The organism is Thalassospira povalilytica (assembly GCF_002844235.1).
In the GTDB taxonomy this organism is placed as follows: domain Bacteria; phylum Pseudomonadota; class Alphaproteobacteria; order Rhodospirillales; family Thalassospiraceae; genus Thalassospira; species Thalassospira povalilytica.
On the sequence record NZ_PGTS01000002.1, the window covers coordinates 35,216 to 48,067 of the forward strand.

Here is a 12,852-nt window from a genome sequence, read left to right on the forward strand (position 1 = left end):
TTTATTTTGTTATTGTTTTTGTTTTTCGAATTATAGTCGAAATATCGGTGTGATCGTCGAAGATATCAATTCATATCTCTGGAACGACCCCACCATATTGCGGTATAACTGCTCCAGATTATAAGGGCAGCGCTTGGACGCTGGTCAAGGAGGTATTATGAAAATCGAACATCCCTATCTTATGTTTCTTGGTGACGCGCCGGACGAACTGGCTGCAAAAACCGCAATCGGCATCAAGCAGTGGCGCCCGGAATGGTGCGTCGGTCAGCTCAGCCTGCCGGGCTGTCAGGCTGATCTCGGTCTGCAGGAAATGACGATCGCCGAAGCAAAGGCCGCTGGCGTCAAAACCCTGGTTCTTGGTGTTGCCAACCGTGGCGGCATTATCGGCCCGGCATGGATGGAAACCCTGCTTGCCGCAATTGATGCCGGCATGGATATCGCCAACGGTCTTCATACCCGTCTTTCGACGATTCCCGAGCTGGTCGAAGCTGCTGCCGCCAAAGGTGTAAAGCTGTTTGACGTTCGCCACTTCGATGGCAAGGTCCCGGTCGGCAACGGCGAAAAACGTTCCGGCAAGCGCGTGCTGGCAGTTGGTACCGACTGCTCGGTTGGTAAAATGTACACCACTCTTGCCATTGATGCCGAAATGAAAAAACGCGGCATGAAGTCCGACTTCCGCGCAACTGGCCAGACCGGCATCTTTATCGCCGGCGAAGGCATCTCGGTTGATGCGGTGATTTCCGACTTCATCTCCGGTGCAGTTGAAACCATTGCGCCGGCCAATGATGCAGATCACTGGGACGTTATCGAAGGGCAGGGCAGCCTGTTCCACGCTTCGTTCTCGGGTGTGACCATGGGCCTGATCCACGGCTCCCAGCCCGATGCGCTGGTTGTCTGCCATGAACCGACCCGTGCGCACATGCGTGGTCTTCCGGGCTACAAGCTTCCGGATCTCAAGACCTGCATGGATGTCAATCTGATGCATGCCAAACTGACCAACCCGAACTGTGTGGTTGTCGGTTTTGCCATCAACACCAAGGCGCTTGACGATGCCGCCGCGACCAAGCTTCTGGCCGATATCGAAGCCGAATTCGGTCTTCCGGCTGTTGACCCGGTCCGCACCGGCGTTGCGTCGATCGTCGACAAGCTTCAGGAGATTTAAGTTGCCTCAACTCACTGTGATTTCCGAAGTCTTCCCCCTTGCACAGGTTTTCAAAATCTCGCGCGGGGCCCGGACCGAGGCACATGTGGTCAAGGTGACCCTGACGGACGGCACCCATACGGGCTATGGGGAATGCGTTCCCTATGCCCGTTACGGGGAAACGGTCGATGGTGTCATTGCTGATATCAATGCCCAGGCCGATGCCCTGTCGCGCGGCATGACCCGCAAGGAGCTTCAGGACGCCATGAAGGCCGGCGCGGCACGCAATGCCGTTGATTGCGCCTATTGGGATCTCGAAGCCAAGCGGTTCGGCCGTCGTGTCTGGGAAATGATCGGGCACAAGGCACCGGAAGGTCTGGTAACGGCCGAAACGCTCAGCATCGATACCCCTGACAACATGCGCGAAGCAGCACGCAAAATCGCCCATGCGCCGTTGTTGAAGGTCAAGCTGAACGGGGAAAATGTTCTCGAATCCGTGCGTGCGGTTCGCGAAGGTGCCCCGACGGCCCGCATCATTGTCGATGCCAACGAAGCCTGGTCACTTGATCTGCTCGAAGATATCGGGGCCGAACTTGACGGGTTGGGAGTCGAAATGATCGAACAGCCGCTTCCTGCCGGTCAGGATGATGGTCTGATCGATATCGATTGCCCGGTTCTGCTATGTGCTGATGAGTCGGTTCATACGGTGGCAGATATTCCGCGTCTGGCCAATCTCTATGACATGATCAATATCAAGCTCGACAAGACCGGCGGCCTTACCGGTGCGCTCGAACTTGCCGAAGCAGCCTCCAAGGCAGGCATGCAAATTATGACCGGCTGCATGGTCGGGACATCGCTTGCAATGGCACCGGCCATGATCATCGGCGCAATGTCGCGCATTGTTGATCTTGATGGTCCGATCTGGATGGCTAAGGATCGCGACCACGCCCTGACCTTCAAAAACGGGGTGATGGGGCTTCCCGATCGTGCCCTTTGGGGGTGATGCCGATGCACGCAGGTCGGTGATCTGTGTGCATCCTGTCATTTGACTGATATGTTTCAAAAGGCCGCCCCGGCATTCGGGTGCGGCCTTTTTCTTTTGCGCAATATGACCGCAGGTCGAATTGCCTTTGCTGCCATTTTGAAAAAGTTTCAGTTTTTTTAAAGCGATTCCAAAATTGAAACTTGAATAATTATCTTTTTTATCAATATGTTGCGCCACGGTTCTCGACGGTGTTGCAAAGATCGCTATGTCGTTTGGATACGACCACCTCCAATGGATAGTTGTATCTTTGGTTAAATAAGGGAACCATGATGGTCACATTCGGGGACAGGTAGGTCCCTGAAATTATTGAAGGTGGAGCTGTTCTGCGTGCTATCTGATCTCTTCAGAGATAGTAGGCGCACTGCCGGGTCTTTGCGGTGTTGCTATCGTGACTTCCTCTATACGCCAAGACATGCGGAATTATTGCATCTGCGGCGTAAGGAAACGATTCTGCTATCGGCGCGTTTCGCCGCCTTCTTTGTGTTGGTGCTGATGCTGGCTGTCCCGTTCTGGGATGGTTCTCTTTCGATTGATATGTGGTCCTCACAGGTCTTTGTGATGCGGCTGCTGGTGTCCGGGGTGGCCTTGGCCGTCATCACCAACCGGGCGGTCAGTGCGCGCTTGCGTCGGCATTTTCCCTATTTGCCGATGTTGATGCTGATTGTTGCGGTCTGTCTGCTGACGGTATTTTGCGGCAATGATCTTCAGGCGACCGAACGCATGCATACCGCGCACAGTTTCCTGATGCTGGGGCTGGTGGTGATGATTGCGATCATGCCCGTGACCCTGGTCGAAGCAGTCATGTTGTGTGTGCCGATTCTCGGGCTTCTGGTGGTCGGGGGCTATATCGACCTTGCCACCGGCATGATCCCGCTTGAATTGCTGTTGATGGTGCTGCTGCCACTTGCGGTCTTTTCGGCACTGGTACAGCTCTATCGTACGATTGTCGCGGCCCAGGAAATCGCCATTGATCCTTTGACCGGCTGTTATACCCGTGCCTTTGGCATGGAAATGATCAAGGTCAGCTTTGATGGCGCCCTGCGCAAAAAGGTGCCCTATACGGTGGCCTTTATCGATCTTGATGATTTCAAACAGATCAATGACCGCTACGGGCACGACTATGGCGATCGCATTCTGGGAGAGGTCGGTGAAAATCTGGTTGCCCGGTTCCGGCGTTCCGATCTTGTCGTGCGCTGGGGCGGGGAGGAATTCCTGGTCCTGCTGCCCGAACTCGATCGCGCCCGCGCCGCCGAGGTCCTTGATCGTGTCATGGCACCGGGGTTGGCCGCCCTTGAAAATGGTCAGGTCCAGAAAGCCAGTGTCGGTCTGTCTGAACGGATCGAAGATGCAATCGCCTTGCCGCAAAACCTGATCGAACTGGCCGACCGCCGCATGTATGAAGCCAAAAAACGCCGCGATCATGATGACATGATTGCAAACGGGCTGTCCGGACGTCGTCACCCGACCCGCAAGCCTGCTGGCGCACCCTGCAGCGCCAATGTCCAGTCGGTTGACCGTACCCTGAATTGATCGGTCTGATCCTGTATGCCCTTTGCCAGCATCGGGTAAAGGACGGCGGCGGTACGTGCTCCTGTTCTTCAACTGACAATTTGCATCGGAAGCACCGCAGCTCCTTAAGTCCATGTCCGGGACTGTCTCTCTCTCTCTCTCTCTCTCTCTCTCTCTCTCTCTGCGCTTCACACCACGGGCCATGCTTCTGGCGCTTAACGTCAGATGCCTGTTTGTCGGCGGTCTCTCGGACGCTTGGCGCTTGGGCTTGGCGCCGAAGCATCTGAGCACCAGCATCGGCCATTCTGTTCCGCAGGGGGCATCCAGCACGCTACACCCACCTAAAGCACCCGATATCCGAAGCTCTCATAACCACTTCCGATTTACGACGGCCTTTGCGCGGTGGTTCAAGCGGGCTGTGCAGGTTCGCAAGCTTTGGCGGTGTTGGCGCCTCGTTGGTTGCCCATGACGGTGTTTTGCGGGCATGCCATCAAATCGCGGGTTTTTATTTTCTTTTGTGATCGACTTTAATCCCCGGCATTGGGGGAAAAAGTTCTGATACAATCAATGCTTGCGTGCATCTCTCGGGCTTTCGGTCTGTGTTTGACGGGCGAAACGCCGTTTGATGTGCTTGTCCCGGGTGGTTTTCTTGCTTTCAGGGGTGATTTTCCCGAATCACCCGAACCGGGCAGGGGGATTTCGGGCGATTGATGCGATGGATTCGCATCGATTCTTTTTCCAGATTCGAAAATCCGCTTTTCTTTGATGATCAAAAAATAGCCTCCCACATCGGAAATTCAGACCGATTGGCGGGCATTGTCATAAAATTGTGATCAAAAAATATGCATCGGTATTTTTGACGAAAAAATAGTCAAAAAGCTATTGCGTCCTCCCCGTCAAATGGGTAATCTCCATTTGTGCGCTGCGGTAGGACGCAGTGCATTCCGGCGAGCGACTTGTCGCTCGTTTCTTGGACGTTTCCTCCCTAGACTTGGGCCGCTGTCACAGGCGGCCTTCTTTTTTACCTGAATTCAGCCATTTAGGTTGATTTCGGCTGTCTCAATAATCCTGTTGATATGCGTTTTGAATTTTTGCGCGGATTTTTGTGCGTTGCAAATCAACCACGCCGCGCCAGTATGCGCGGGGCTGATATTTCGGGGCACGATTGCCCTAATGGCTGCAATCGGTTCGGCTGACCCGGAATGTATTGAGATGTTTTTGACTGGTGACGTAGTTCTCGACAAATACGGCGCCGGCATTGACCAACAGTGCAATTTTCGGATCGCTGCATAAATAGGCCGCGATCTGATCATGGGAGTCTGCGGTAAAGGCAAAGGCGGGATCATAAACGATATAGGTCCGCTGAAGCTCGTTCCGGGCAGCTTTGACCATGACCAGGTCAACCGTTTCCCCCGTTGTGATTGGCAGCATCGGCTGAAGGTCGTTTGCGATCTTGCCAAGCTTCGCACTGAGCTGTTGCTGATCATCGATCGTAAAGGCGGATGTCTTGAAATTGAATGACGTATAGGCACCCAGCATAATGATCGCCAGTCCGATCATGACGCCTTTGCCGCCAGACAGCAGGGATGCCGAGCCGGATCTTATGATACCCGGTCTTGTCCGACCGCTTTTCAAAAGCAGATAAAGATTGAGAACCGGGATAAATCCCAGAATGGCCAGTTGCTTCTGCCCGCCGATATCAAGCGCCCGGGCAACCGAAAGGCGGCCAAGAACAAAGCCCGCCACCATGGCGACAAGCAGCGGATATACCGTGATCACCCAGTAAAGATTATGCTCGATCGCGGGCATGGTGAAAACATAGGCGACCCCGGAAAGTGCAATGGCAAATCCCAGAAGCGAAAGCCTGACAAAATACTGTGTTCGCGTGATCGATACGTTGTTTCTGCGCGACATCGCGCCAAGCAATCCGGCAGCGGCAAACATGCAGAAATTCACCGCACGGGCGGCCTGATCGGGCAGGCCGGCATAGCTGGTCGCAAGATCGTTCAGCATCTTATCGCTCTTTCTCCCGATTGCGGATCACGCGTCGGAGAATAAGAGCGTTTCAGGCCCCACGGAACTAGCTGCAAGAGTAGGTTTTGCAGTTTATTTTAGAAAAATCGAATAATAAGTGTGTCGGGCTTGATATGTTCCCGGATCAGGGGCTTGATTCCGGAATTATTTCTCGCGCGAGGGGTTGTTTTCCGGGGTTGTGCCGTCGCCATCGCCAAGGCCGCGCTGCATGATCACGCTATCGACCCAGCGGCCCAGCTTGAACCCGGCCGACTGAAGGGTTCCGGCAACCCGGAAGCCAAGCCGCGCATGAAGCCCGATCGATGCCACATTGGCACTATCGCCAATCACGGCCACCATCTGGCGGTAACCAAGCGCGGTACACCGTTTGATCAGTTCCGAAAGCAGGGCGCGCCCCGCACCCTTGCCGACAACATCGGGCGCGATATAGATCGTGTCTTCGACGGTAAAGCGATAGGCCGGGCGCGTTCGGTATGATCCGGCATAGGCAAAGCCTTCGACCCGGCCATCAAGTTCGGCGACAAGATAGGGCAGGCCGCGTTCGCGCACATGCTGCCAGCGTGATGTCAGTTCGGCAATTTCGGGTGCACGTTCTTCAAATGATGCCAGCCCGTGCAGGACGTGATGGCCATAGATTTCGGTAATGCGTTCGAAATCTTCGGGTTCGGCATCGCGGATCACCAGATCGTGCAAAACAACGCTGGTCGCAGTATCGGTCATTAAAACGGGTTCCCGTCGAGATCATGGAAGGCCGCAATCAGATTGGTCATCTGATCACGCAGAATGTCAAAGCCGCGATGCGGGGTGATTGTGGCTTCGTCCATGTAAAGCGCGCGTGACAGCTCGATCTGAAGACTGTGCACATGCTCTTCGGGGCGGCCGTAATGGCGCGTGCAATATCCCCCGGCATAGGGGTCATTATGCGCCGGGCCAAAGCCCATATTGCGAAGACAATCATCCACAAACCGCGTCAATGACGGGTGGCATGAACTTCCATAGCAATCGCCAAGCACCAGATCAACGCGGTTTTTCATGCTGTCGGTGGAATCACCGGGCATTGAATGGCAATCAATCAGAATGCAATAGCCGAAACTGTCGCGTGTCTGATCAATCAGTTTCTGCAACGCGCTGTGATAGGGCCGGTAATAGGTATCAATTCGTTCGAATGCTTCTTCGACGGGCAGGCGGCTTTTGTAAATCTCGACCCCGCCGCTGACCACGCGCGGGATCGATCCAAGCCCCGAAAGTGCGCGCATCGAATTGATTTCGGCATCATCGGGCAGATCGCCTTCGAACATGCGCGGATCAAGCTCCATCGCGGCCCGGTTCACATCGACATAGGCACGCGGAAATGTCGCGCATAAAAGCGGCGCGCCAAGTTTCGGAGCGGCTGTAAACAGCTGATCGACAAAGGCATCTTCCGATGCGCGCAGTTCGAGCGATCCGATCCGCGCGCTTTCAATAAGGTCCTGGGGGTACTGGCGTCCTGAATGTGGGGATGCAAACACCACTGGCAATGTTTGCCGTGGTGGCAGGATAACAGTAGCTGGGCCGGTTGAGGTAATTTCCGAAGGCAACTGGTTCATTGTCGTGCGTAACGTCCATCCCTGGTAACAGTGTTCTTCAATATCCCGCGGTCCCCAAAACCATCCTGCACCCGATCAGGTGCAGCAGGCTTCCCTAGCATATGGTAATTGGAGCAGAATTGATGAAGATTTTTTGTCAAAAAACCATTTCTGGGGTTGCACCTTTGTCTGCCTTGGGCTAAATACCGCCTCGCCGACGCAAACGGCACGGACCAATCCTTTCACCCTGATCGGGGCGGTCTTTCAAAAGATGGATTTGCGGGCCTATAGCTCAGTTGGTTAGAGCGTTCGCTTGACATGCGAGAGGTCACAAGTTCGAGTCTTGTTAGGCCCACCATCTTTTGCACCCATAGGGGCCTATAGCTCAGTTGGTTAGAGCGTTCGCTTGACATGCGAGAGGTCACAAGTTCGAGTCTTGTTAGGCCCACCATTCCCACCCCGCCGGGTTGCCGCGCGGGGTTTTGTGTTTCTGGCCTGTTTGATCAGCGCATTTGCGCGATGCTTTTTCTGAACCGCATGGCGCTAAAGGCAAAGAACGCGCTGCCGATAACAAAGACCAAAAGAAATTCCGGCCACACCACATCAATGCCCGCTCCGCGAAACAGAATGGCTTGCGCATATTTCACGAAATGGGTCGATGGGGCGATCTGCATGATACTCTGAAGGGTTTCGGGCATGCTTTCAAGCGGGGTGGTGCCCCCCGAAAGCATGCGCAACGGCAGGACCACCAGGATAAACAGCAACCCGAATTGCGGCATGGATCGCGTCATGGTTGCCAGGAAAATGCCAAGGGCTGTGGCAAAGAATAGATAAAGCACCGTACCGGCCATGAATAACAGCTTTGATCCGATCACCGGCACGCCAAGGATAAGCTCGACCACAAAGGTCAGCGACAGCGTGCTGGCAATCAGAATGACAAGCCCGTTGGCCCAGACCTTTGCCATCATGATTTCAAACGGATCAAGAGGCATGACCAGAAGGTGTTCGATCGTGCCATGTTCGCGTTCGCGAATAAGGGCCGCCCCCGAAAGAATGATCGACAGCATGGTAATGGCATTGATGATTTCCATGGTCGCGGTAAACCACGAACTGGTCGCATTCTGGTTATAGGCATAGCGCGTGACGATCTGGGCCGTGCTGTCGCCATTGGATCCGGCATAGGCCGATTTGCCGCCAAGCCAGGTTGATACTTCGCGCGATATGATATTGCTGACATATCCCTGGCCGATCCCGGCCTGCATCATCGCTGTGGCATCGATATTAAGCTGCACTTCCGGATTGCGCCCGCCAATCAGGTCGCGTTCGAATTGCGGCGGGATCACCAGTACAAAGGTGAATTCACCGCTATCCATTGCCGCATCAAGGTCGCGTTCCTCGATCTGGACCGGGTTCTGGAAAAATGGCGGCAGGAATGAATCACGAATGCGCAGTGAAAGCGCCGATCCGTCCTGATCGGAAATCGCGATCGACGCATGGTTGAGGTCATGGGAAAACCCGGTCGCCGCGTTATAGATCGCAAATGAAAACGCCCAGACAATCAGGATCATCAGAACGATGTCGCGTTTAAGGCTGTAAAGCTCCTTGATGCCAAGCCGATAGATATTGCTGATCCGTCTTGCCAACATCACTTAGGCCTCCTGCTTTTTCAAAAGCAGCATTGAAATCATGCTGAGTGCCGGGAAGAAGATCGCAAGCTTGATCAGTTCGGGATACAGCTCGGCAAAGCCAAGCGCCTTGGTAAAGGTGCCGACACTGATTGACATGAAATGCGATGTCGGGATGATGGTCGAAAGAACCGCCGGTGCGCCTTCCAGTGATGAAATCGGCTGCATCATTCCTGAAAACATCACCGATGGCACCATGGTAATGATCGCCGTGCCAAACAGGGCGGCAATCTGGGTGCTGGTAAAGGACGAAATCAAAAGACCAAGCCCCGTGGTCGAAATCACAAACAATGTTGCCCCAAGCAAAAGCGTCAATCCATTGCCGCGCAACGGCACCTCAAACCAGAACAGCGCCATGGCACTCATCAGAAAAAAGTTGATCAAACCAAGTGCGATATAGGGCAACTGTTTGCCCAACAGAAACTCAAGCTTTGAAACCGGGGTGACATAAAGATTGGTGATCGATCCCAGTTCCTTTTCGCGCACCACGCCCACTGCCATCAGAACGGCCGGAATAAACATCAAAAGCAGGGCAATCACCGATGGCACCATGGCATAGATGCTTTTGAAATCCTGATTGTAGCGATACCGGGTTTCAATCTGGATCGGCAGGGATGATGTCGTGCTGCCATCCTCACGGCGGGCAGATTCGCTCAGATACCGTTGATGGATGCCTTCGACATAGCCATGAATGGTCTCGGCCCGGAACGGCATGGTGCCGTCAATAAAGGCCCCGATTTCCGGGCTGGCACCCCGGCCGACATCGCGCCCGAAACCGGGCGGAATTTCAATCGCCAGTGAAATGCTGCCCGACAGCAACCGTGCCTCAAGATCGGCATTGCTGATCAGTGGTTCCTGTTCCCGAAAATAGCGCGATCCCGAAAGATTTTCGATATAGGTCCGGCTTTCCGGTGTCTGATCGCGGTCCAGCACCGCATAGGTCAGGTTTTCAACATCAAACGTAATGCCATAGCCAAAGACCGGCATCAGGATCGCCGTCCCGATCAGGGCAAACATCAGCCGGATCGGATCACGGATCAGCTCCATGGTTTCGCGCAATGAATAGGCCCAAAGTCGACGCGGGCTGAATATCGATGCCTTTGCCGGTTTCCAGTGATCGGGTTGAATGTCATCGCCCGAAATCTGATCTGGTTCCGGTTCGGGGGCGTTTTCCTGTTCACCACTAGCCTCGACCAGATAACTGATAAAGGCTTCTTCAAGGGTTTCTGATCCGCGTCCCTTGGTGATTGCGTCGGGCGTGTCGCTGATCAAGACCTTGCCGGCATGCATTAGCGAAATGCGATCACACCGTTCCGCCTCATTCATGAAATGGGTGGAAATAAAGATCGTCACACCGTGCTTGCGCGAAAGTTCGACCAGCAATTCCCAAAACCCGTCACGCGCCACCGGATCGACACCCGATGTCGGTTCATCAAGGATCAGGATTTCTGGGTCATGAATGATCGCAACCGCCAACGACAAGCGTTGCCGCACACCAAGCGGAAGGCGCTCTGCCAGGTCATCGTGATATTCACCAAGCCCGAACCGTTCGGAAAGCGCGTCAATACGCGGCTTGATCTGATCCTCGGACAGGTGAAACAGCCGCGCATGCAGCTCAAGGTTCTGCATCACGGTCAGTTCGGAATAAAGCGAAAAGGCCTGGCTCATATAGCCAACCTTGCGGCGAAGCTCGATATCCTGGCCATCAACCGGCATGCCAAAAAGTTCTGCCGTGCCTTCGGTGGCTGCCAAAAGCCCGGTCAGCATCTTCATGGTCGTGGTTTTGCCGCAACCGTTCGAGCCCAGAAACCCGAAAATCTCGCCTTTTTCGATGCGGAAACTGACATTGTCCACGGCGGTAAAATCGCCAAATCGCTGGGTCAGGTTTTCGGCAACAATGGCCGGTCTGTCGCCATGGCTGGTGCGCGGCGGAATGATCAGTTCATGATGTCCGCGGCGTTCTTCTTCGGGCAAAAGGGCGATAAAGGCCGCTTCAAGGTTATCTGTTCCGGTCCGGCTCAGGATGTCATCGGCACTGCCGGTCGCAAGGATCTTGCCGTCATTCATCGCAATCAGATGATCAAACCGGGCGGCCTCATCCATATAGGCGGTGGCGACAAGGACCGTCATCTCGCGCCGGGTTTCTCTGATTGCATCAATCAGTTGCCAGAATTGCCGTCGCGACAGGGGATCAACCCCGGTGGTCGGTTCATCCAAAATCAGGATATCGGGATCATGAATAAGCGCGCAACACAGGCCAAGCTTCTGTTTCATCCCGCCCGAAAGCTTTCCGGCGGGCCGTTCGGTAAAGGGTGCCAGTCCGGTCGCCTTGGTAAGGGACGCGATCCGCTCGTTGCGTTCTCGCTTGCCCTGGCCAAACAATCGGCCAAAGAAATCAAGGTTTTCGCGGATCGTCAGATCCATATAAAGGTTCTTGCCAAGCCCTTGGGGCATATAGGCAATCCGGGGCAGGATATCGTTGCGGTGGCCGCGATCGGCCATTGATCCGTCCAATGTTTCAACCAACCCGTCCTGAACCTTGCGCGCCCCCGATATCAGGGCAAGGGCAGTGGATTTCCCCACACCATCCGGCCCGATAAAGCCCACGGTCTGTCCGGTCGGGATTTCCAGATCAATGTGATCAAGCGCCGTGACCTTGCCATAGCGGTGGCACACATCTTTAAGCCGCACGGCATGTTCGATGGCATGATCGACACCCTGAACGACGCCCTGACCGACAGCGTGAACGGGCTTTGAGCCGGTATCACTCATTACTTCATGCTCTGGCGAAGGGTGGCGTCATCGGGCACATTTGGCGTGAATGCATCGGGCCAGTCCTGATGATCGGCCAGCATGATATAGGCCTCACCCGGAAGGCCGGTCTTGACCCGCTTGATATGTTCGGCAAGCAATTCCCGATCAATCCGGACCTTGACCCGGAACATCAGCTTGTCACGTTCGGACCGTGTTTCGACCTCGCGCGGGGTGAATTGCGCGTCATCGGCAACAAACGATACCTTGGCCGGGATCACAAAGCCCGGTGCGGCATCGAGCATGATACGCGCCTCATTGCCAACAAAGGCCAGACCGGCCTGTCGCGTGGGAAGGAACACATTCATGTAAACATCGCTTAGATCAATCATCGTGATGACCGGCCCGCCACCCGACAAAACCTCGCCCGGTTCGGCAAGGCGATATTGTACGCGCCCATCGCGCGGTGCTTTCAGGACTGAATCATCAATCTGGACCTGAATGCGTCTTAGTTCCGCTTCGGTCGCCTCGACATTGCGTTGTGCACTCACAAGCTTGGCCTGTGCGGCACTAAGGGCCGCCTGCGCAACATCCCGGTCGGCCCGGCGCTGATCGACCTGTTCGCGGGAAATGTTGTTGTTTTTCACCAGCTCATTGGCGCGCGCCAATTGCTGCTGGGCAAAGGAAAGCTCGCTTTGGCGCTGGATGATCAGGGCCTCGGCCTCGGCTATCCCCTGTTCGGCACCGGCAACTTCGGCCCGGGCGCGGGCCTGACTGGCCATCAGTTCGGCGGTGTCCATGCGTGCCAGAACCTGACCGGCACTGACCGTGTCGCCCTCATCAACCAGAACCTCGTCGACCCGCCCGGCATATTTGGTTGCCACCCGGATTTCTTCGGCTTCAATGCGGCCATTACCCGATGCGATAAAGTCGGGAAGCTCGGATTGCTGGGATTTCCAATAGGCAAAGCCGCCACCGGCAACTGCCACAATCACCACAAGAACAATCAGCACAGAACGCAGGTTCTTCATTCCATTCTCCGAGAAACGGGGCCAGGACAGTGGGCAAGGGATCTACAATCTCTGATCGTAATATCTGACCAGAGTTCGCTTACGCTTGCAA

9 protein-coding genes and 2 tRNA genes are annotated in these 12,852 nt (G+C 54.9%); 5 read left to right on the forward strand and 6 right to left on the reverse strand.

The annotated features are described in order from the left end of the window. The first annotated feature begins 157 nt into the window (after positions 1-157). The 3 genes from dgcN (at position 158) to CU041_RS04415 (ending at position 3,716) form a co-directional block, all read left to right on the forward strand. Positions 158-1,162, forward strand: coding sequence for an N-acetyltransferase DgcN (dgcN, locus tag CU041_RS04405; RefSeq protein WP_068518089.1), 1,005 nt, complete (start codon positions 158-160; stop codon positions 1,160-1,162). 1 nt (position 1,163) lies between these two features. After that, positions 1,164-2,144: an N-acetyl-D-Glu racemase DgcA gene (gene dgcA, locus CU041_RS04410; protein WP_101245946.1), complete on the forward strand. Its 981-nt coding sequence runs from the start codon at positions 1,164-1,166 to the stop codon at positions 2,142-2,144. A gap of 534 nt (positions 2,145-2,678) precedes the next feature. Beyond that, positions 2,679-3,716, forward strand: coding sequence for a GGDEF domain-containing protein (locus tag CU041_RS04415; protein WP_233433003.1), 1,038 nt, complete (start codon positions 2,679-2,681; stop codon positions 3,714-3,716). 1,149 nt (positions 3,717-4,865) lie between these two features. Here the strand turns inward: CU041_RS04415 and CU041_RS04420 are convergent. The 3 genes from CU041_RS04420 to CU041_RS04430 form a co-directional block, all read right to left on the reverse strand. Next, the gene (locus CU041_RS04420; RefSeq protein ID WP_101245947.1) at positions 4,866-5,708 is read right to left on the reverse strand and encodes a hypothetical protein; all 843 of its coding nucleotides are present in this window, start codon (positions 5,706-5,708) and stop codon (positions 4,866-4,868) included. A 165-nt stretch (positions 5,709-5,873) separates the two neighbouring features. Beyond that, entirely contained in the window at positions 5,874-6,449 is a 576-nt protein-coding gene (locus tag CU041_RS04425) for a GNAT family N-acetyltransferase (RefSeq protein ID WP_101245948.1), read from the reverse strand. Beyond that, positions 6,449-7,315 (reverse strand): N-formylglutamate amidohydrolase, encoded by an 867-nt coding sequence (locus CU041_RS04430; protein ID WP_101245949.1) that lies wholly within the window; start codon positions 7,313-7,315, stop codon positions 6,449-6,451. The genes CU041_RS04425 and CU041_RS04430 overlap by 1 nt, the downstream gene beginning before the upstream one ends. Positions 7,316-7,575: 260 nt before the next feature. Between CU041_RS04430 and CU041_RS04435 the strand changes: the two genes are divergently transcribed. Continuing rightward, positions 7,576-7,652: transfer RNA gene (locus CU041_RS04435), tRNA-Val, on the forward strand. A gap of 16 nt (positions 7,653-7,668) precedes the next feature. Then, positions 7,669-7,745 (forward strand) — tRNA-Val (locus CU041_RS04440). A gap of 52 nt (positions 7,746-7,797) precedes the next feature. Here CU041_RS04440 and CU041_RS04445 read toward each other — a convergent pair. Genes CU041_RS04445 through CU041_RS04455 form a run of 3 tightly spaced genes read right to left on the reverse strand, consistent with a single transcriptional unit; the run spans position 7,798 to position 12,761 of the window. Then, positions 7,798-8,940, reverse strand: coding sequence for an ABC transporter permease (locus tag CU041_RS04445; protein WP_101245950.1), 1,143 nt, complete (start codon positions 8,938-8,940; stop codon positions 7,798-7,800). 3 nt (positions 8,941-8,943) lie between these two features. Continuing rightward, positions 8,944-11,751, reverse strand: a complete 2,808-nt coding sequence (gene rbbA / locus CU041_RS04450; protein WP_101245951.1) for a ribosome-associated ATPase/putative transporter RbbA — start codon at positions 11,749-11,751, stop codon at positions 8,944-8,946. Beyond that, a complete protein-coding gene (locus tag CU041_RS04455; RefSeq protein WP_101245952.1) occupies positions 11,751-12,761 on the reverse strand; it encodes an HlyD family secretion protein in 1,011 nt (336 codons plus the stop codon). Before CU041_RS04455 ends, rbbA begins: the two co-directional genes overlap by 1 nt. Between the last annotated feature and the right edge of the window lie 91 nt (positions 12,762-12,852).